Origin of the sequence: Rossellomorea sp. LJF3 (assembly GCF_037046045.1) — a bacterium.
GTDB lineage: Bacteria > Bacillota > Bacilli > Bacillales > Bacillaceae_B > Rossellomorea.
Genome location: NZ_JBANLY010000025.1, coordinates 13,712 through 32,398, shown reverse-complemented (window position 1 = coordinate 32,398; position 18,687 = coordinate 13,712). Strand labels below are relative to the sequence as shown.

Below are 18,687 nucleotides of genomic sequence, written 5' to 3'. Positions count from 1 at the left end.
CATTGTTTCCTAGTGGTGTCTCGCATGGTGCATCGTTTGCTGAAGCATGTTCATGACATGATCATCATCGGCAGAATAGTACAATGTCGTGCCTTCGCGTCTGTACTTGACCAATCGTAAATTTTTCAAGAAGCGCAATTGATGAGATACGGTCGTTTGAAGCAGCGACAGCTTTTCAGCGATATCATTAACAGAGTGTTCCTTTTGCGCCAATAGATGAAGAATCTTTACACGAGTCGGCTCGGACAATGCTTTAAACGTCTGAGTGACGATAAACAACGTTTCTTCATCAATCTCCACACAAGGTTCATCTATTTTTTCATCCTGTTTATGCCCATTCAGCTCTTCATGATTATTATTCTTTCGCATGTCGACACTCCTATTCTATTTCAATATATGACAATGTGTTCATGTATTCTTATTTATATGATAAAAAAAGAACATGCCACTGTCAAACAGAAGTTGTTGTTCTTTTCAAATGGTCTAAGAGTTTTTTGTAAACCAGCCTTCCATTCTTTACTAACGATAGATGAACGTTATGTGACATCGACGTTTAACGATTGTGTTCCATCTCACAATCCTGTTAGTATATGAACAGATATCAATATATGTTGATTCTAACACGAAAGGACTTCAATGATATGAAAAATAGATTCTCATTCTTTACGATCATCGTCACTATCGCGGCATTAGTGCTCGGCAACCTGGTCGTAGCGACACATTCCGGTGATGCATGCGGGAGTGATTGGCCGATCTGTAACGGAAAAGTCATCCCGGATATCACCAATTATCGTGTCGTGATTGAATACTCTCACCGGTTATTCACGACACTGCTCGGACTGGTCATTCTGATCAACGCCATCCTTGCCTGGAGAAAGACAACCGATAAAGCAGTCAAAGTCATTTCGTTATTATCCCTGGTTCTCTTATTTACTCAGGCGATGATCGGCGGGATGAATGTTCTGCTCGGAACACCAACCGGTTTCACGACACTCGATGTCATGTTCAGCCTCTTTCTATTAATCTCTCTTATTTTCCTTCATGAAGGATTACAGAGAGGAACTGGAAACGTGAAGTTGAATGAAGTGAAAAAGCCATTAGTGATCGGGTTTTCAGCACTCATGCTCGAGGTATTAATCGGAGCACTCTTTAAACATTTCCAACTCAGCAAATTACTGTTTGAAGTAAGAAACACGAATGTGGAACTTGCAAATTTCACTTATGTGATTCACGGATTGCTCGGCATGATTGCGTTATTCTTCATCGGATATGCCGTTTTCCTTGCATTAAGATTTAACGTGATGAGGAAATCCGCCTTACTCTTGATCCTACTATCCATCCTGACAACCTTTGGCGGATTTGTTGTAAAAACAGAGGAACTGAGCCCTGTGACATCGTCCGTACACATGATCCTGTCCATTCTGACCGTCGCTCTATTGAGCCGGATGACGGCCGTCAGTTATTTTAATCAGAAGAAGAAAGCCAGGCAGATTTGAGTGCCTGGCTTTCTTGTGTCTTCGCACCACCACATCGCATAATTCACATTCACGTTTCCCATACTAATCCAGATAGACCCATTGAATCGAGGTGAGATCTATGGAATCAACTGGATTGACTGCAAATGAACTCTATACCATAACAAGCGCGATCATTATTGGAACTTTAGCAAGGATCCTGACGATCAAAGAAGACTTCAGGCAGTACCCAAGCTACCCGAATGGCTATTTCATTCAAATCATTACGGGTTTTGTCGCAGCGGCACTGGGAGCCGTGGCCATTCCCGCATTATTAAGTAAAAACTTCGTGGCTGTGACGTTCCTCACCTTGGCCCTCCAACAATTCAGGGATGTCCGGAAGATGGAGAAAGAAAGCCTGAGCGACTTGGAGGAAACGGAATTCACCTACAGGGGGAAAGCCTACATAGACGGGATCGCCAAAACATTCGAAGCCAGAAATTATCTTGCCTTTATCGTGGCACTCGTCACGTCGCTTACGATATCCATTCTCCAAAATGCTCTCAATCTGGATAATCTATGGATCTGTATTGCCGGTGGTGCCTTGATAGGTTTTGCTCTTCTTTACTATTTGCAGAGATTCACCAAGGGTAAAACGATTGGCGACATTGCAGAAGTCAAAGAAGGCAAAGTGGTCGTCAAACACTCCTCCTTGTATGTGGATGATATGTATGTCAGCAACCTGCTTGGTACGGACAATGCTGAGAAGCTGTTTTCTGAAGAAGGAATGGCCGTTGTCATCTACCCGAAAGAAAATCACTTCAGGATCAATCTTGATAACTTCGGTCAGCGGCAGGCCGCCTTATTCGAAGCATGCAGGGCATTGGGGGTCAAACGGTATCAGTTTACAAGAAAAGATTATGAGGATGGAAAGGTCATGATCACCCTTGTGCCGATCAAACGCGACATCGATGCTTTCATCGAAGCCGTCAAGAAATGTCCATTACTCGAAAGCACGAAAAAATCTCATGCTGTCATGAAAACAAACTTGAAAGGGTGAAGCTTCTTGGGCAGGGAAAATTCAATGAAACCACCTTATCAAATACTAGCCTACTTAACGTCAAACCGGGACAGAGTGATCAACGGGGGACCGCTTCTACTCTACAGTGACGATCTTGAGGAATTAAAAGAGATGACCGTTGATATCGCAAAAGGACTAAAGGCCGACGTTGTCCAGATGACGAACGGGGACTACTTGGTCATCAGGATTTGAAAAAGCCATGGGGGAACATGGCTTTTTTTGTTGGCTCTCGACTCACTGTCTTGTACCAAATTTTTTTAAAAGATTAAAGTCCCTATAGTTGGGTAAAAAACTATAAATCAAAATTACAAAAAATGACAAGGAGGCATGCTGATGAATCGCTGGTACTTTCCATTTGTTGTCGGAATCATCATATTTATGTTCTTATTCCTAGTCGGTGATTATGAGATGACATTGATCCTGACATTGAGTGGTGGATTTACACTCGGTTTTTTTCTTATGTATTGGTTTAATAGGGGTAGTCATAAGGGGGAAGGTCGGCGTTAGTTAGAGGTGGGGACTAAAGGTATTATTTGGAAAATTACGCAATTAATTTGAAAATGACGCAATCATCGCCGGAAATGACGCAATTAATCCCTCTCCCCCCCTCTCTTCAAGATAATTAAGACCAAAAAGGAGCTCCAACCCCATAAGCAGGGTTGGAACTCTTTCGTCTGAACGTAATCTTGAACCCTTCCGACCTGCTATAGTCCATGATCAGTTATTCCCTTTACCTCACCATCCCCGTTGTCCCAACTCCATCCACTCTTCATCCCAAACTTCCCTCAATGCACCCCTGAACAGCATATCCAATTCAGGCGTTGGATCAGGAATGTTTTTTTTAATCGACTTCGCATACGCTTCTAAGTGTTCGATTTCTTTTTGAAGATTTTCATTGATGGCATCGAGCCTCGGTTCGAGATAGGCCTCTTCTCCCGCTCTCTTCCGTTTTAACAAATTCCCCATCCAATCTTTCCATTCACCCCCTGGCACCAGTTCTTCAACCAGTTCTTGAAATTCAATCGGTGGGATCGTTTCATATTTCTCGATCCATTTGGCAGCCAGCAGGGGACGGAGCACATTCAAATACTTTTTGACCCCTACTTCCTCTCCCTGAACATAATCCCGGAAATTGCCCTTCGCCATGCTCAGATAATGATGCATACAGGAAACGGGGGAAAAGATCTTCTGCTCCAGTTCCTTCATTTGATCAACCGTGGAATAAGACTGGTAGTAGACAATCGTTGATTGGAGCCACTCGAGAAGAGGCGGATTCGATTTCCGGAATAACCTCAGTGCCTTCGTCAGCTCCCATCCGCTCATATCCAACAACGGGTCAACCGGAATCGAGACGGAATGCCCGGACCCAACTTCGATTACATCCCGCTTCTGATCGATGGATAAATACCAGTCTGGCTTATGGATATAAATGAAGCGGACATCATAGTCGCTGTCTTTAGAAGGAAACCCCCACGCCCTGCTTCCGGATTCACAGGCAAATAAAATTTTTACATCGTGATCGATTTCGATTTGATGGATGACGTCGACGATATGTTCTTTCATGTTTTTGACCTCCAGTCGATGGATCTTGTAAGTTTAGATTCTACTTCAAATGATCAATCTCCTTTATTTTCACTAAAAGCTCACAGTTGACAAAAACCAAACAAAAATTTAATATATTTATAAATTAACCAACGAATTTAATTATAGTTTATACAATAACCAACAAAAGATTAGGACGTGTGAAGAAATGGAACTTTCCAACCTGTTTTGGAGTGCCTCTTTAGAAGAAATGAAAAGAGGTTATATTGAGGAAGAGGATGCATTTGTTTGTCTTTTGTGCGGAGAGAGTATTGAAAAAGGAATGGTCTATCCACACGAAGATCGATTTTACCTGGCAGAAAAATATATGGGTGTTCATATTGACCGTACGCATATTTCTGTGTTCGATTATTTAATCGGGATGGATAAAAAGCTAACGGGGCTTACAGATCATCAGAAACGTTTACTGACCCTTTTTTACCAAGGGAAAAACGATAAGGACATTCAGGAAGAACTGGAGATCGGCAGTGCCTCCACCATCCGTCATCACCGGTTTGCGTTAAAAGAAAAGGAGCGTCAGGCCAAGACCTTCCTGACCATGATGGAGTTACTCAAAGAAAAAGATGAGAACGCCCCGACGTTTGTACCCGTTCATCAAACCGCCACCATGGTAGACGAACGATACAACGTCACTCAGGACGAACAGGATCACATACTGAAGAAATACTTCTCCGACGGGAAATTGATGAAATTTCCGCCAAAGGAAAAACAAAGGCTCGTTGTCCTTCGTGAGATTTCGAAACAGTTGAAGAAAGACCATGTGTACGATGAAAAAGAATTAAACGGGGTACTAAAAGGCATATATGAAGATTACGTTCTGATCAGAAGATACATGATTGAATACGGCTTACTCGACCGGAAATCCGACGGAAGCCAGTATTGGGCAAAAAAATAAACGGGAGGTCTGTACCATGGATCGAAAACGGGAGTTAAAACAACAATACAAAGAAACACCGGTTGAAGCGGGTGTCTTTCAAATTACAAACAAGCAAAACAATAAAATGTATATCGGAAGCACGAAGAACTTGAAGACCTTGAACGGGATTAAGTTTATGCTCGATAACAATGGATTCACGACCAGTAAAGCGTTACAAACCGAATGGAACCAGCTTGGTAAAGACGCTTTTACCTTCGAGGTGCTGGAGAAATTGAAAAAGAATGATGATCCATTTGTTACGGAGAAAGAAGCTCTTGCTGAGCTGGAGGAAAAGTGGTTGGAGAAAGTGCAGCCTTATGGGGAGCAGGGATATAATCAGAAGCAGGCAAGATGATCACAAGAACGCTCAGAGTCATTTTTTCTGAGCGTTTTTTACTAGATTTTTATAGCATGGAATCCCCTCTCCTCTGCTATAACTTCTTTTCCAGAATGATCTTATGCAAGCCTTTCACATCTGTATACGTATCGATGACATCAAAACCATTCTTGATATTGAGAATCAGCATACTGCGCCATTTATTCATGGTTTTCGTTTGCACCACCGTATACCCACGTTCCTTCAGGGTTTGATGCTGCCGTTTCATGAGCTCTGCCGCAATTCCCTGTTTTCGGTAGACCGGATCCACGCCTCCCAACCAACTATAAAAGGTATCGGGGTCCAGTTGGTAGCCTATTTTGTATCCAATGACTCTGGAATCGTCCATCGCTATATCTATTAATATCTCAGGCTTATTGGCCATTTTAGTGATCAAATCGTCCGATGTTTCAAATATAGATCCGTGTAATGTCACCATTCCATTCATGATATGGTCTTCGGGTAACGAGCGAAACTGATGATAATGAATACGCAAGGCGTTGCCTCCTCATCAAGTGAATTGTTTAGGAGAAAGATAATGTAACAGTTCATCCAAGGATTGAATCTCTTCATCTGGCTTTATATCAGAATCGTTTTCCATCCCACCCGGATTGAACCATATACCCTTGAGGCCCACACCTTGAGGCCCTTTAACATCCTTCTCGAGATTATCCCCGACGAATAATGCGTCTTCAGGCTGGACTTGAAGCTTATTCAGAGCCAATTGGAATATTCGTGGATCCGGTTTCTCCAATCCAACTTCCTCGGAAATCAAGATGACATCAAAATACTTATGTAAACCGGTATTCAGGATTTTCGCTTTTTGTCTGTGTATCGTGCCGTTTGTAATGATTGCTATTTTCATATTTTCTTGAATTGCCTTCAGAAGATTGGCGGTATGCTCACTGATTGAAAAACATTGAGGAAATTGTTGATTCCAGAATTCTTGAGGCTCCGGCAACCGGTATAACGGGGGGAATTCATCAAAAAAAGATTGGAATACAGCTGTTTTATCACTGACGCCATAGCCTCTATTGTCATACTCCTTAAACTTACGCAGCATTTCCGCTTTCAACGTATCCTCTACATTTCCATAACATTTTTCCAACATGATATGAAATATGTTATCCACTGCCTGATTTCGATCCAGTAAAGTATCGTCTAAGTCAAATAGCATAGCTTTGTATTCCCTCATATCCATCACTCCTTCTTACCAATTATTTCAAATTATTTCTACTAACTCAAGATAAATCTAACTAGAGAAGGGCTCACCCTGGTTTGGGTAAGCCCTTCATTGCATTACACTCCTACAAAGATTCCTAACCGATCTCCATCCAAATCAACAGCCTTCATGCCTTCTCGTTTCTCAAACGCCATGCTCTTGATCAAGAGACTCCCCTGCAGTAAATCTTCAAATTGCTTCACTACCTCTTTCATAACATCGTCCACATCCAACACAAGATCCACTCGCTGTTCCACCGGCAGATTCAATTCTTTCCGGTATTGCTGAACGGCGCGAACCAGTTCCCGGGCCTTCCCTTCTTTCCGCAGGTCTTCTGTGATGGTTGTATCCAGGAATACGCTGAACTGAGAATTTGAAGCCATTTCCAGTCCTTGATGGGTTTTTTGATGAACGATCAGGTCATCCTTCTCCACGGAAACCTTCTCCCCGTTAGGAGACTCAATTTCAACAAACCCTTGTTCCACAGCCTTCTTCGCTTCTTCGGAAGATAAGGTTTGTAATTGCTTTTGCACCAATCCCACCAGCTTCCCGAGTTTCGGACCGGCAGTCGGGAAATTCAGCTTCAGTTCATACTGTACCGAATCTCCTGCGTTGTCCTGTAATTGAACGTTCTTCACATTGATTTCATCTTTGATGATGTATTCATATTTCTGAAGAGGTTCTGTATCTTGTTGGGACCCGACAACCGTAAGCTCGGATAGGGGCTGCTTCGTTTTGATGCTTGTCATATTTCGGGCGGACCGGGCAAGCTCGACGACTTGCAGCACATGGTCCATTTCCATTTCAAGCACTGGATTGATTTGATCTCCATCCGCTTTAGGGAAATCAGCCAGATGCACGCTTTCACCTGTCAGGTTCATATGGATATCTTCTGCGATGAACGGCGTGAACGGTGCCAGCAATCGACTTACATTCACCAAAACCTTATTTAATGTGTGGTACGCCGCCAATTTATCCTCCTTCAGCCCTTCACTCCAGAAGCGTTCACGTGACCGGCGGATATACCAGTTACTCACCTGATCAACCAGGATCGATAATTCTCTCGCGCCTGCAGTAAAGTCATACCCATCTAAATGCTCCGTTACATTTGTGATCACCGTATTCAATCGTGATAACATCCACTGATCAAGGAGAGAAGGTGTTCCGGCTTCATGCTTTTCAGGGTCAAACCCATCGATCACGGCATACAGCGTATAAAAGGAGTGAACGTTATTCAGTGTATCCACAAGCTTGGATTTTGCCTGACTGACGACGTTTTCCGAGAAGCGTTTATTGTTCCACGGAGCGCTGTCTGCGAGCAATGCCCATCTGAGAGCATCGGCACCGAACTTCTCCACGAGTTCCATTGGATTCATGACATTCCCTTTACTCTTGGACATCTTACGTCCGTCTTCGTCGAGGATATGCCCTAGAGATAAGACACGTTTATAAGGAGCTTTTCCCGTAAAGAGGGACGATACCGTCAACAAACTGTAGAACCATCCCCTCGTCTGGTCCACTCCCTCTGCGATCACATCCGCCGGGAATTGTTGTTGAAATAACTCTTCATTCTCGAATGGATAATGATACTGGGCAAACGGCATCGAACCGCTGTCGAACCAGACATCGATGACTTCTTTCGTTCTCTTCATCTCATGAGAGCAGGACGGACATTCCACGGTCACGTCGTCGACATATGGTTTATGAAGCTCCAAATTGTCACTCAAACCGCTTTTCGCATGTGCTTTCAGCTCGGCAACACTTCCCGGGACGAACTGGTGGTCACAATCCCCGCAAACCCATACGTTAAGAGGTGTTCCCCAGTAACGGTTCCTGCCAAGGTTCCAATCGACCATATTTTCAAGGAATTTCCCGAAGCGGCCCTCTTTCATATGATCCGGGTACCACTCGACGGATTGGTTGTTCTTGATGATCGTATCTTTCACGGCCGTGGTCTTGATGAACCAGCCTTCCATGGCGTAGTAGATGAGCGGTGAGTCACAGCGCCAGCAGTGCGGATAGCTGTGTTCATATTTTTCTTTGGCAAAAAGAAGGTTGCTGTCTGCAAGCATCTTGATGATTTTCACATCGCTGTCCTTGGTGAATTCCCCTTGGAGAGGCTTGAAATCACTGGTGTAACAGCCCTTCTCATCCACGATATTCACGAAATCCAATCCGCTTTCTTTGATGGCATTGTAATCATCTTCCCCGTGAGCCGGCGCCAGATGAACGATCCCGGTTCCGCTGTCGTCGGTCACAAACCCTGCCGAAATGACTTCATGGCCGCGCTCAAGCGTAAGATTGTCGAAAGGCGGTTGATACGAAACGCCAACAAATTCGCGTCCTTTATGCTCACTGACCACTTCGAATTCTTCTCCCAACACCTCGTTCACAAGGTTTTTCGCAAGGATATACGTCTCTTCTCCACGCTTCGCTTTCACGTAATCTACATCTTCATGAACGGCAAGTGCCACATTTGACGGTAGCGTCCACGGTGTCGTCGTCCAACCGAGAAAGTACTCATCCTCTTTTCCTTCCACCTTGAATTTAGCCGTCGCGGAAAGATCTTTAACATCCTTGTACCCTTGAGCTACCTCATGAGAACTGAGGGATGTTTGGCAGCTCGGGCAGTATGGGACGACCCGGTGCCCTTGATAGAGCAATCCTTTCTCATGGATTTTTGAAAGGATGTGCCAGACGCTTTCGATATAGTCATTTTCAAGGGTCACATAAGGATCATCCATATCCACCCAGTATCCGATGGCTTCGGTGAACGTACGCCACTGCCTTTCATAATCGAACACACTTTTCTTACATTCCTCAATGAATTTCTCTACGCCGTATTCCTCGATTTCCTGTTTACCGGATACTCCGATTTTCTTTTCGACACCGAGTTCCACCGGCAGTCCGTGGGTATCCCATCCTGCCTTACGTTTCACTTGATACCCCCGCATTGTCTGATATCTTGCGACGAAATCTTTGATCACACGACCGAGGACATGCCCGGCATGCGGAAGACCGTTGGCCGTCGGGGGACCTTCGTAGAACACGAATGTCTTTTCACCTTCACGGTTTGCCACTGACTTTTCAAAAATATGATTCGAATTCCAGAAATCCTGGATTCGCTGCTCTCTTTCGACCGACTTTTCGTTTACATTGACCTTCTCCATGTCATCACACCTTCTTTTATATAAATAAAAAAACCCGCCCCTAACCTAAGTTAGGGACGAGTTTGTAACCCGCGATACCACCCTGATTCTGTCCATAAACCCGACTTCAAGTTTACGTGACAGCGCTCATTCAACGTACAATCATACGCGTTCCTTGTAACGGCGGAAACCCGTCAAAGCTTAAAGTACCTTCAGCTTTGCTTCTCGGAGAGGATATTCAATACGATCTGAACGTTGACTTCCACCAAATCGTCAACTCTCTGTAGAACAGACTCCATACCTACTCGTTCTCGTCATGGAATGTAAGTGTTATATTACAATTAATCTATACGAAACAGGTTAAATTTGTCAATACTTTATTTTATTTTTGACGGAAAATAATCCATTTATTCACTATTCTTTACTAACGAATCACATTATGTATATAATAAAAGTAGTTAAGTACACTAAAAAAGGAGCCCTGACGGCAATCAGGACTCCTCCACAACATAAACTGCATGGAAAGTGCAGCGGCTCACTCAGAGTCAATCGAAACAGAAGTAATCATCAATGATCCTCATGAGCGGTGGGGACGATGGTTACTTCTTTTTTTGTGTAACCGCGACAATTGCTACAATCAATGTTCCAAAGGCAATCATAATTTGCAATGCATCTCCTACAGCAATCATTAGCGTATCACCTCCCTTCACTCGGGAGTGTGAGCCGCTACCCCATCTTCCGTATTATGTTGTGTCCTTCCATTATATCACAGACGAACGTCCGTTTGCTCCCTTCCGAAAGGACCGGTGTGGAAATTTGGTGGGGGTAGGCTTCATTCATTCTTAGAAGAATATTGAAAGGTAAATTTTAGCGTGCGCCTGAGGTATCGATATAAAACCCAACCTGAATGGTCTCTCAATGATATTTTTGAAACGTTTATAGTTCTATAGTAATGGTAAAATATACATGGTCCACTGAGAATGGATCGTCTTCTTCAAGGAGAGAAAATGAAATATAATCTTGGCGATATTGTAGAATACGAAGATGAGTTGTACACCATATTTTGGATCTATGATTCTGAATATGTGGAATTGAATTCGGATGAGAAGAAATGTGTATTAGCGAAGGCGGAAGAACTTCGATTAGTAAAGTCAAAGTAAAATTTCAATTTTCATGGGATAGGTAAGCAATATTTAAGAAGATGATCCATCTCAGTGTACTTATTACCGTCCGGCAAAGAAATGAGCCCGGACGGTTTTTCTAAAAATGCAGACAACTACTCAGTCACCCATATTGACATATCGAAAAAAACCGATTAGTATATACGCCATGAATACAATCGATATATTCAAAGCATTGTCCAATGAAACCCGTTTGAATATTTTGCAGTGGCTGAAAGAACCGCATAAACATTTTGATAAGCCGACCGCTCACTTATCAAAAAATATGAACGAAAAAGGTGGTGTCTGTGTCGGGGACATTCAAGAGAAAGCGAATCTGTCGCAGTCGACGATTTCACAGTACTTGTCGATAATGCAAAAAGCAAACCTTCTTGAATCCGAGCGGCATGGAAAGTGGACGTACTATCGAAGAAATGAAGAGACCATCTCGACATTAGCTGAATATATCGGAAAAGACCTGTAACAGGTTTTTTCTTCGTTTATCACATCTATATTTCTCGATATATAGATTTATTTTTCGCACAACATATCGTTAATTCCCGATATCTAAAAATATAATGTTAAAGGAGAAACAGTCCATCATGAAAAAATTCATCATTTACATCATTGCTCTGGTCGCTGGGATGGCACTCAGTATCGAGGGTGCCATTTACGGTGAGCTTGGTAAAAGTGTCGGTAAACTTGAAAGCAGCTTTTATAATTTCTTTACAGGCTCAATCATTTTAGGTCTCGCCCTTCTCTTTTTCGGGAAGGGAAAACTTTCATACACGTTTAAAGCACCGAAATGGAATCTGCTCGGAGGGATTCTTGGGGTCATTTATTTAACGATCCTCGTCATCAGTATTCCCATTGTGGGGGTGGGTCTTTCAATGGTTTCTGTCATACTCGGACAAATGGCCATGAGTATTCTGATCGAACACTTTGGGTGGCTTGGAAGCCGGAAGAATCCCGTTAACGCCTATCAACTATTAGCCGTTGGATTTATGTCCGTGGCGTTATTATTAATCTTTTAAGGAGGAAAACACCATGAGTATATTTATCATTCTATTCACTCTGCTTGCAGGGATCATGTTAAGTGCACAATCCTCCATCAACGGGACCTTCAGTAAGAAAGCCGGGACGTTGGAGAGTGCGTTCCTTACGTTTGCAAGCGGAACCCTTTTTCTTATCATTATTGTCTTATTTTTTGGAAGAGGAGATGTCCTTGCTTTACTGGATGCTCCTAAATGGCAATTGAGTGCCGTTCTTTTCGGGGTTGGGTATCTGTTTCTGACCGTTCTTACTGTACCAATCATCGGAGTGACGGCAGCCAATATCTCAACCGTGATCGGACAACTAATTGCCGGTATGGTCATCGATCATTTTGGCTGGTTCGGAGGTGTGGAAATTTCAATGGATCCAAAGCGTTGGCTGGCTTTGTTGAGCATGTTGCTGGCCCTTTATTTCGTGTATAAAGGAAACACATCGGAGAGACATGTAAAGTAACATGAAAACAGATCTGTCCCCAGAAAAGGGCCAGATCTGTTTTTATTTACAGGATACACTCCAATGAAAAGATAGAAAGGCCTTTTCTACGATGAGAGTTTTATCACTTTTGATACAAGCCTGCTCGGCATGTCGAAAAGAGTATTCGTTTGATAGTACACATATCAATATCATACTTAAAGCTACTGCAGTCACGGATATTTTTTTCACCTTAAAACCACCTCAATCACTTCTCCATCGGTCTTCCGTATTTCACAAGGACATGCCACAATAGCTTCAATTCCTGCAGCACGCCTTCATATGTTCCCCTCTTACTCCATGCATCTGGGTTCTGTTTCAAGTCCATGACCGCCAGCCCGATTGTGTAAGCATCAATTTCATTTTTTAACCCGATCCGCTTTGCCAATGAGGGCATGGATGGTCCCCTGAAGTCAGCAGGAACCACGTTCACATCAAGGGTAAAGCCCATATGCCATTTAAGATCGATGGAATACTTGGAGCACATTTGCTCCAGGGTTTCACCAACAGTCGTGTCCTTAAAGGAAGGGTCGGCAACCAGCACTTCCACATCTTCTTTCAGAGAAATGGGACCATGAATCTGTGATTCTATGTAATGATTCAGGTTTCGATTGGCCACGTGTCCTACTCTGCCATGTTCCAGATGATTCAATACAAAATGAATGAACTTTGTCGGAGTCAAATCCTTCTCTCCCAGTGCAAAATCTCTTAAAAATAGTTCTTCCAAAAGAGCAGCCATAATCATATCAAATGCTTGATACGTCCCCTTTTCAAACGGGTTTTGATGAGAGTCCAGATATGTAAAGGTTGAACGGGATGATACGTTAGGGCTCAGCAAAAAATAGCATGAGCCAAACCGTGGAGAAGGGCCATCCGGATGTAACATCAGATTCAATGCCCCGTACTTTGGCCGTTCGCTCATCAATGCACCTCCGGATTGGTAGGCGCCTCCAAACATACTCTCTTCCCATCTATCCCGGTCACCACCTGAGTGGGGTGACACCTTCCCATTCGATATGAATGTTTCAAACTGGCTCTTATATTCCCCCTGTTCGAGCAGGGACTGGGCAACGGTCTTCATCGTGGAAGTCGGTCGATCCGGATGGAAGTGCAAACCGATCTGTGCGTGAGTTTTCATATGATGAACTGCCTGTTCAAACACCTCACCTGAAATATTGGACATGTTCAGGACATGATGAATGGTAGCCTTCGCATCCCCTTTATGCTTTAGGGCATAGGCCGTAAAATAATCAATTGCCTGACGCTGTGACAATGTTAATCCCATAAAGCTCCGACTCTCCTAACCATATAACTTCAATCATTATTTCTCCCAAAGCTCAATCAGTCGGCCTTCAGGATCTTTAATCCAAATAAACTGACCGAATTCACTCACTTCTTTTTCCTTTGCAAGGGGTACACCCACCCGTTCAAGATGTTCCATCGTTTCGTTAAGATCATGTACCTGGAAATTCAACATCACCTGCTGTTCTGTCGGGAAATAGGAGTCATCTTCTTTAAAGAAAGAAAAGATCGTTTCATTTTCCGGGTCGGGTTTAATCATGGTTCCGTTCCAATCTCCCATTTCAATCTTCAACACTTCACCGTACCATTTCTTTAAAGCATCCATGTTTTTCGTTCTCCAGAAGATTCCACCGAAACCTTTTATCATCTAAAATCTCTCCCTTTTGTTTTCATTATTTTATCGGTTCTTCTATTTCTCTTATAACCATCCATTTACCATTCATTAATCTCCAATTTTCAATTGTAAATAATCGTGCCAATACTTCCTCTTCTTTTACAATTAATTGTTCATAGAAAACGACTGCATTCTCGCTATTACTTAATCGAATGACTCTGTTTTCAAACCTTTTTTCTGACCCTGAAAAATGGCTGACCGATTGTTTCATACCATCCATAGCTTCTAATTTGTTGAAAAAAATGGGTTTATCATTTCCACTATTAAAAAATGCGACATAGTAATCCTCTGTCATTCTTTCAACGGAAGAGGTGTCACCCGACCTCATCGCATGACTCCAATCCTTGATAAATTCATCGTGCATTTTGGTAAAGTCATTTAAGCGAGTTTGCAAGTCAAAAATGTAAAAAACCTTCTTTCTGTTTTTCACTTATAAGTCAAAAGTTCACTAGATCCTCTTTCCCCTTCTGTTCCGTTCCTTAGAAGACTTGACGCAATTCCACCTGTCCTTCCCCATATCCCTGAGGATCAGGCACCCTTATGGCCCACTCGATGGCTTCTTCCCTCGATTTCACATCTATCAGGAAGAACCCCGCCACTAACCCGTAGACTTCAAATGGACCCTCGGTTACTACCGGTTCACCACCTGGTTTCGGGTACGATACGCGGATACCGTCAGAGCTCGGATGAAGTCCTTTCGCCATCACCCGCACACCTGCCTCCACTAAATCCTCATTGTACTTTGTCATGGCTTCCATGAGCTCGGGGCTCGGAGGATTTCCGGCTTCTGAATTTCTTGAGGCTTTGACGATCATCATAAACAGCATAGAAACAGTCTCCTTCTCAAATCTTGTTATCTTCACTTCAGATTACACGGTTGTCCACTCTCATCAAATGCTTGCTTTAAATCAAACGCAAAAGGAGTAGCTTGATGTTCAAGATAATATTGGTATCTCGTAAAAGCTTCCTCCCATGAAACATCCTTGACCTTCTCTGTCCACCAGACAACATACGAAGAATGATTCCCATCATTAGGCTCCATCCACTTGTTCCTGCTCCGCAGTGCCTGACTGTGCTTCCCCGCATATGTAAAGCGGTATAAGGATTGCAGGCTTTTCCATACCGTTAATGTCAGGACGGGGTAGCCACCTCCATCTCCTCCAGGTAAAGAGACACCATCTGATGAAAACTCTTCTATAAGATATCCTGATAAATGAGCCTGGCGCATCACTTTATATCCCATTTCGTAAAACTCATGTGATGCCGGGTGTTCATAAGGGTGATGTAACCGGCCAACGGTATAAATTGAAACGAATGCCATAGACCTTCCTCCCATTACAGTCTTTTTAAGAAACAGGACCGGGATCTGATTCAAATACCTACTAAATGTATTCCATTCCCCTTCCAATTCTTCCTTCTAATTTTCTAACGAAAAAAAGACACAAAAGTCCGATTGGCTACTAAAGAGTAATACCAGGCTCTTTTGCGTCTATTTGTATTACAGCACTTACATAAATTTTCCGTCAAAAATCCCTTATCCCTTCCACGGTTCTGCTTTCCATTCAAATCAGTAATAAGTACTACTTACTACTGACGTAAAAAAAAAGGAATACTTAAAAAGAAAGCTATCGATTGATCGATTATCACCTATGCTTTCGGCTAATCGTATCGTTCAACTTAGCTCGATGCTTGTCGTTCCATGTTTCCGATCCCTTCACTAAGTCATCACAGAAAGCGGCTACGTTCTCACCTGTGAGGTCAGCGACTTTCTTCCCGTCTGCAGCGCCTTCCTCGAACAAATCGAGAATTCCATTAAAGATACGGCTTGTATCCCTCCAGTCGGTGAGACCACCGGCAGTCCACATATATTTCTGGATCGCTTTGTAGGCATTGAGGTACTCACTTGGCAATGTCTTCGCACGGGCTTCCATCGCTCTCCATTCACGCTTGTCGGCCATACTTCCCGTAATCTTTTCAATAAATTTCATCTTATCCTCTCCTTATGATTTCTTTCATTTTAAGTTCGTTCATCTTGCTTGAAAGGAATTCCCATTTCCCCCAGAAGACCTCGAGCTTCTCCTGCCCCGCTTCATTCAGGGTATAGAATTTTCTCGGCGGTCCTACAGAGCTTTTCTTCTTTTCAATATTCACCAGATTGTTTTTCTCAAGTCTCATGGTAATAGTATACACGGTGCCTTCCACCACATCCGTGAAACCCAGTTCTCTCAGCTGTTGCGTGATCTCATAGCCATACGTTTCACCACGGCTGATGATCTCAAGCACACACCCCTCAAGAACCCCTTTCAGCATTTCTGTGAAGTTTTCCAAACATTCACCTCCTATATTACATTTCGTACTAAGTAATACTAACTACCACTATATAGTATGACAAAGTAGTGGCGAATGTCAATATTACGAATAAAAACTGAAGACCGATTTCGCTCTTCAGCTTTCACCTTCCCCTTATAGATTCATACAACCTGAAACTAATCCATTTTTTTAAAAGACTCCGCCATTTGAATCAACTGTGTTTTACTCACTTCTCTCGGAGTAAGTTTAGGATAATAAATCATTTCATAATACAAGTCATCCTTCCAGGTAAGGATTCTTCTACCGGCGTCATTCGGGATGAAATCTCCATACATATCTTGTCCGATTTCCACTCTTTCGATCTTATCTGCTTCATACTCTGGTTTGGATGAAGAAATTCGGATATCCATCATATTTATATCAGCGTTTAATAACGACATTTCTGCTTCACGCTGATCTTCTCCGACAGTAAAATCGGTCACTTTCATTTCCGCAAATGGAACCTGTGTTGGTGTCTTGAATTCAAATGTCATTTGGCTTGCCTTTGGGGTGTAATGTAGATCGTACATTCTTTCACGGAGCTCTGACCAGACCAATAGTATGGCTCCTATCGCGGCTAACAGTATTACAGAGAATACTATTTTCCGTCTTGTTACGTTCATTAATCCTACCCGGTTAATCATTGACTCACCCTTAATGATTATTTTTTTAAAGAGGTATTAATCCTTATGAAAACCGCCTCCAATTCCCCTCCGAAATCACTTCCACTTCTCTATCAATCACCTTGATGGCGGTCTGATCATCAATCGCATATGCCGGCCCCTTCATGCTGGCGGCCCATTTCTCTGCATCAGCCATCGTGTTTTCCGGGAGCATCTCATGATCCAGATGAGGGAAAATTGAAAAATCAACCATTCCGAGCGCTTCATCCCCGCCGTTCGGAGGATTCCAGCCCACGAAGTCTTCCCCGATATTTGGCGCCATCACCATACTCCCTGCACTCATTCCAACATAGACTGCATTCAGCGACGGCAATAGATCAGCAAGTCCGGATTGCCGCATCCAGTGAGCCAAGTAGAGAGCGTCTCCGCCCGACACGAGGAAGACATCAGTTTCCTTTACCAGCGGCACCCATCGATCTCTATTGATGCTTGGCAGCGCTGTGAGCTCCAGGACTCCGACAGACTTCCATCCCAGTTCCACCATGGGATTCTCGGAATTCCCGCTGATGAACTCCCACGTTCTCACGCCGGGACCGACCCAGGGGTGTCCGTACATGGCGGTGGGGATGCACAGGGCAGTGGAATCCTCAATCGGTTTGTCGAGCATGGCAACCAGGGCTTCGTGTATGATTTTATTATAGACTCCTGCTGATGTGAGCAGTAATTTCATGATTTCATCTCCTTAGTGTAGTAGTGTAGTCACACTCTGAATCCTTTTGTTTTTTTATAAAATTTACACACTCAACCCAGAGCAACTTGTTACATAAGGAATTCAACAAAAATAGCCGTTTATCCTTTTTGGATGAACGACCATGTTTATTTACCATCAGCTGTAAGTAGAACATAAACTGAAGATTATACATCTTTTCTATAATGTTTAGATAAAAATTCATCCAATATCGCTTTATGGCTTTTAACAATATTGCTCGGCAATTCATCAGGATAAAAAAACTCACACGTAATGGATTCAGATTTATCTATGTTCATTTCCCCTTCATATCCTTCCGAATAATAAGCAACCGTTACAACGTAAAACTCATCACCATTTTCAGCCTTTACATAATGTTCCGGTCCTGAATAAACATTGATTAAATGCAGTTCATTCACTCTCAATCCCGTTTCCTCATATACTTCTCTTCTCGCAACCTCTTCAGTTGATTCTCCAAGCTCCATCAGTCCGCCCGGAATACCCCATACACCCTTCGGAAACGTTCGTTGTTGAAGCAGTAACCTTCCCTTTTCATCCACAATAACCGTCACGGCCCCTACAAATAGTAATGGCCTGTGACCCACGATTTCCCTCAGTTCTTCTATGTAACCCATCATCTTAACTCCTTTTCATGCTATTTTACGTTGATATTGCTCTTCTACATTCTTGCCCTTCAACACTATACCAATTATTTCAAATGACCGGGATTTGAGCAATGTTCAAATAAAGGAGTAAACCACCAAACTAAATAGATCTCCCTGCTTAA

26 protein-coding genes and 1 other annotated feature are annotated in these 18,687 nt (G+C 43.1%); of the genes, 10 read left to right on the top strand and 16 right to left on the bottom strand.

The window, feature by feature from the left end; all coding sequences use genetic code 11:
• Positions 1–9: 9 nt before the first annotated feature.
• Complete coding sequence (locus V8G47_RS18170; protein ID WP_051758163.1) at positions 10–369, bottom strand: ArsR/SmtB family transcription factor; 360 nt, start codon at positions 367–369, stop codon at positions 10–12.
• A gap of 272 nt (positions 370–641) precedes the next feature.
• Between V8G47_RS18170 and V8G47_RS18165 the strand changes: the two genes are divergently transcribed.
• The 4 genes from V8G47_RS18165 (at position 642) to V8G47_RS18150 (ending at position 3,042) form a co-directional block, all read left to right on the top strand.
• On the top strand, positions 642–1,496 hold the full coding sequence (locus V8G47_RS18165) for a COX15/CtaA family protein (protein ID WP_336201320.1): 855 nt from the start codon (positions 642–644) through the stop codon (positions 1,494–1,496).
• A gap of 100 nt (positions 1,497–1,596) precedes the next feature.
• Positions 1,597–2,514 (top strand): YIEGIA family protein, encoded by a 918-nt coding sequence (locus tag V8G47_RS18160; protein WP_336201319.1) that lies wholly within the window; start codon positions 1,597–1,599, stop codon positions 2,512–2,514.
• 24 nt (positions 2,515–2,538) lie between these two features.
• Positions 2,539–2,727, top strand: a complete 189-nt coding sequence (locus V8G47_RS18155) for a capping complex subunit for YIEGIA (protein WP_159362560.1) — start codon at positions 2,539–2,541, stop codon at positions 2,725–2,727.
• Between the two features lie 141 nt (positions 2,728–2,868).
• Positions 2,869–3,042, top strand: a complete 174-nt coding sequence (locus V8G47_RS18150; protein WP_336201318.1) for a hypothetical protein — start codon at positions 2,869–2,871, stop codon at positions 3,040–3,042.
• A 228-nt stretch (positions 3,043–3,270) separates the two neighbouring features.
• On the opposite strand, the gene V8G47_RS18145 is transcribed toward V8G47_RS18150, so the two are convergent.
• Complete coding sequence (locus V8G47_RS18145) at positions 3,271–4,098, bottom strand: nucleotidyltransferase domain-containing protein (protein WP_336201317.1); 828 nt, start codon at positions 4,096–4,098, stop codon at positions 3,271–3,273.
• A gap of 187 nt (positions 4,099–4,285) precedes the next feature.
• Here V8G47_RS18145 and V8G47_RS18140 point away from each other — a divergent pair, with 187 nt between their 5' ends.
• Entirely contained in the window at positions 4,286–5,032 is a 747-nt protein-coding gene (locus V8G47_RS18140) for a DUF2087 domain-containing protein (RefSeq protein WP_336201316.1), read from the top strand.
• A gap of 16 nt (positions 5,033–5,048) precedes the next feature.
• Complete coding sequence (locus V8G47_RS18135) at positions 5,049–5,408, top strand: GIY-YIG nuclease family protein (RefSeq protein ID WP_336201315.1); 360 nt, start codon at positions 5,049–5,051, stop codon at positions 5,406–5,408.
• A gap of 76 nt (positions 5,409–5,484) precedes the next feature.
• Here V8G47_RS18135 and V8G47_RS18130 read toward each other — a convergent pair whose 3' ends face one another.
• From V8G47_RS18130 to V8G47_RS18115, 4 genes are all read right to left on the bottom strand, one after another.
• The gene (locus V8G47_RS18130) at positions 5,485–5,925 is read right to left on the bottom strand and encodes a GNAT family N-acetyltransferase (RefSeq protein ID WP_336201314.1); all 441 of its coding nucleotides are present in this window, start codon (positions 5,923–5,925) and stop codon (positions 5,485–5,487) included.
• 15 nt (positions 5,926–5,940) lie between these two features.
• Complete coding sequence (locus V8G47_RS18125; RefSeq protein WP_336201313.1) at positions 5,941–6,624, bottom strand: HAD family hydrolase; 684 nt, start codon at positions 6,622–6,624, stop codon at positions 5,941–5,943.
• Positions 6,625–6,728: 104 nt separating this feature from the next.
• Positions 6,729–9,821 carry an isoleucine--tRNA ligase gene (ileS, locus tag V8G47_RS18120; RefSeq protein WP_336201312.1) on the bottom strand — a complete coding sequence of 1,031 codons (3,093 nt, stop codon included), beginning with the start codon at positions 9,819–9,821 and terminating at the stop codon, positions 6,729–6,731.
• Positions 9,822–9,870: 49 nt separating this feature from the next.
• Positions 9,871–10,127, bottom strand: a binding site (T-box leader).
• Positions 10,128–10,399: 272 nt separating this feature from the next.
• Complete coding sequence (locus V8G47_RS18115; RefSeq protein ID WP_336201311.1) at positions 10,400–10,489, bottom strand: putative holin-like toxin; 90 nt, start codon at positions 10,487–10,489, stop codon at positions 10,400–10,402.
• Between the two features lie 318 nt (positions 10,490–10,807).
• Between V8G47_RS18115 and V8G47_RS18110 the strand changes: the two genes are divergently transcribed.
• From V8G47_RS18110 to V8G47_RS18095, 4 genes are all read left to right on the top strand, one after another.
• The gene (locus tag V8G47_RS18110) at positions 10,808–10,960 is read left to right on the top strand and encodes a hypothetical protein (RefSeq protein ID WP_336201310.1); all 153 of its coding nucleotides are present in this window, start codon (positions 10,808–10,810) and stop codon (positions 10,958–10,960) included.
• 169 nt (positions 10,961–11,129) lie between these two features.
• Entirely contained in the window at positions 11,130–11,444 is a 315-nt protein-coding gene (locus V8G47_RS18105) for an ArsR/SmtB family transcription factor (RefSeq protein WP_336201309.1), read from the top strand.
• 118 nt (positions 11,445–11,562) lie between these two features.
• The gene (locus V8G47_RS18100) at positions 11,563–11,994 is read left to right on the top strand and encodes a DMT family transporter (RefSeq protein WP_336201308.1); all 432 of its coding nucleotides are present in this window, start codon (positions 11,563–11,565) and stop codon (positions 11,992–11,994) included.
• Positions 11,995–12,007: 13 nt separating this feature from the next.
• Entirely contained in the window at positions 12,008–12,466 is a 459-nt protein-coding gene (locus V8G47_RS18095) for a DMT family transporter (RefSeq protein ID WP_336201307.1), read from the top strand.
• 226 nt (positions 12,467–12,692) lie between these two features.
• Here the strand turns inward: V8G47_RS18095 and V8G47_RS18090 are convergent, their stop codons facing one another.
• The 10 genes from V8G47_RS18090 to V8G47_RS18045 form a co-directional block, all read right to left on the bottom strand.
• The gene (locus tag V8G47_RS18090; protein WP_336201306.1) at positions 12,693–13,769 is read right to left on the bottom strand and encodes a DUF3626 domain-containing protein; all 1,077 of its coding nucleotides are present in this window, start codon (positions 13,767–13,769) and stop codon (positions 12,693–12,695) included.
• A gap of 36 nt (positions 13,770–13,805) precedes the next feature.
• Complete coding sequence (locus tag V8G47_RS18085) at positions 13,806–14,153, bottom strand: VOC family protein (RefSeq protein WP_336201305.1); 348 nt, start codon at positions 14,151–14,153, stop codon at positions 13,806–13,808.
• Between the two features lie 25 nt (positions 14,154–14,178).
• On the bottom strand, positions 14,179–14,610 hold the full coding sequence (locus V8G47_RS18080) for a hypothetical protein (protein WP_336201304.1): 432 nt from the start codon (positions 14,608–14,610) through the stop codon (positions 14,179–14,181).
• A gap of 49 nt (positions 14,611–14,659) precedes the next feature.
• A complete protein-coding gene (locus tag V8G47_RS18075) occupies positions 14,660–15,007 on the bottom strand; it encodes a YciI family protein (protein WP_336201303.1) in 348 nt (115 codons plus the stop codon).
• A gap of 32 nt (positions 15,008–15,039) precedes the next feature.
• Positions 15,040–15,501 (bottom strand): DUF3291 domain-containing protein, encoded by a 462-nt coding sequence (locus tag V8G47_RS18070; RefSeq protein WP_336201302.1) that lies wholly within the window; start codon positions 15,499–15,501, stop codon positions 15,040–15,042.
• Between the two features lie 322 nt (positions 15,502–15,823).
• Positions 15,824–16,168, bottom strand: a complete 345-nt coding sequence (locus tag V8G47_RS18065) for a DUF1048 domain-containing protein (protein ID WP_336201301.1) — start codon at positions 16,166–16,168, stop codon at positions 15,824–15,826.
• Between the two features lies 1 nt (position 16,169).
• Positions 16,170–16,508 (bottom strand): PadR family transcriptional regulator, encoded by a 339-nt coding sequence (locus V8G47_RS18060; protein WP_336201300.1) that lies wholly within the window; start codon positions 16,506–16,508, stop codon positions 16,170–16,172.
• A gap of 158 nt (positions 16,509–16,666) precedes the next feature.
• Entirely contained in the window at positions 16,667–17,173 is a 507-nt protein-coding gene (locus V8G47_RS18055) for a hypothetical protein (protein WP_336201299.1), read from the bottom strand.
• Between the two features lie 43 nt (positions 17,174–17,216).
• Entirely contained in the window at positions 17,217–17,882 is a 666-nt protein-coding gene (locus V8G47_RS18050) for a Type 1 glutamine amidotransferase-like domain-containing protein (protein WP_336201298.1), read from the bottom strand.
• Between the two features lie 185 nt (positions 17,883–18,067).
• Positions 18,068–18,535 (bottom strand): NUDIX hydrolase, encoded by a 468-nt coding sequence (locus V8G47_RS18045; protein ID WP_336201297.1) that lies wholly within the window; start codon positions 18,533–18,535, stop codon positions 18,068–18,070.
• Between the last annotated feature and the right edge of the window lie 152 nt (positions 18,536–18,687).

Coding starts and splice junctions, on each gene's coding strand:
- V8G47_RS18170 (WP_051758163.1), bottom strand. CDS start 369: ATGCGAAAGAATAATAATCATGAAGAGCTGAATGGGCATAAACAGGAT.
- V8G47_RS18165 (WP_336201320.1), top strand. CDS start 642: ATGAAAAATAGATTCTCATTCTTTACGATCATCGTCACTATCGCGGCA.
- V8G47_RS18160 (WP_336201319.1), top strand. CDS start 1,597: ATGGAATCAACTGGATTGACTGCAAATGAACTCTATACCATAACAAGC.
- V8G47_RS18155 (WP_159362560.1), top strand. CDS start 2,539: ATGAAACCACCTTATCAAATACTAGCCTACTTAACGTCAAACCGGGAC.
- V8G47_RS18150 (WP_336201318.1), top strand. CDS start 2,869: ATGAATCGCTGGTACTTTCCATTTGTTGTCGGAATCATCATATTTATG.
- V8G47_RS18145 (WP_336201317.1), bottom strand. CDS start 4,098: ATGAAAGAACATATCGTCGACGTCATCCATCAAATCGAAATCGATCAC.
- V8G47_RS18140 (WP_336201316.1), top strand. CDS start 4,286: ATGGAACTTTCCAACCTGTTTTGGAGTGCCTCTTTAGAAGAAATGAAA.
- V8G47_RS18135 (WP_336201315.1), top strand. CDS start 5,049: ATGGATCGAAAACGGGAGTTAAAACAACAATACAAAGAAACACCGGTT.
- V8G47_RS18125 (WP_336201313.1), bottom strand. CDS start 6,624: ATGAGGGAATACAAAGCTATGCTATTTGACTTAGACGATACTTTACTG.
- ileS (WP_336201312.1), bottom strand. CDS start 9,821: ATGGAGAAGGTCAATGTAAACGAAAAGTCGGTCGAAAGAGAGCAGCGA.
- V8G47_RS18115 (WP_336201311.1), bottom strand. CDS start 10,489: ATGATTGCTGTAGGAGATGCATTGCAAATTATGATTGCCTTTGGAACA.
- V8G47_RS18110 (WP_336201310.1), top strand. CDS start 10,808: ATGAAATATAATCTTGGCGATATTGTAGAATACGAAGATGAGTTGTAC.
- V8G47_RS18105 (WP_336201309.1), top strand. CDS start 11,130: ATGAATACAATCGATATATTCAAAGCATTGTCCAATGAAACCCGTTTG.
- V8G47_RS18100 (WP_336201308.1), top strand. CDS start 11,563: ATGAAAAAATTCATCATTTACATCATTGCTCTGGTCGCTGGGATGGCA.
- V8G47_RS18095 (WP_336201307.1), top strand. CDS start 12,008: ATGAGTATATTTATCATTCTATTCACTCTGCTTGCAGGGATCATGTTA.
- V8G47_RS18090 (WP_336201306.1), bottom strand. CDS start 13,769: ATGGGATTAACATTGTCACAGCGTCAGGCAATTGATTATTTTACGGCC.
- V8G47_RS18085 (WP_336201305.1), bottom strand. CDS start 14,153: ATGATAAAAGGTTTCGGTGGAATCTTCTGGAGAACGAAAAACATGGAT.
- V8G47_RS18075 (WP_336201303.1), bottom strand. CDS start 15,007: ATGCTGTTTATGATGATCGTCAAAGCCTCAAGAAATTCAGAAGCCGGA.
- V8G47_RS18070 (WP_336201302.1), bottom strand. CDS start 15,501: ATGGCATTCGTTTCAATTTATACCGTTGGCCGGTTACATCACCCTTAT.
- V8G47_RS18065 (WP_336201301.1), bottom strand. CDS start 16,168: ATGAAATTTATTGAAAAGATTACGGGAAGTATGGCCGACAAGCGTGAA.
- V8G47_RS18055 (WP_336201299.1), bottom strand. CDS start 17,173: ATGATTAACCGGGTAGGATTAATGAACGTAACAAGACGGAAAATAGTA.
- V8G47_RS18050 (WP_336201298.1), bottom strand. CDS start 17,882: ATGAAATTACTGCTCACATCAGCAGGAGTCTATAATAAAATCATACAC.
- V8G47_RS18045 (WP_336201297.1), bottom strand. CDS start 18,535: ATGGGTTACATAGAAGAACTGAGGGAAATCGTGGGTCACAGGCCATTA.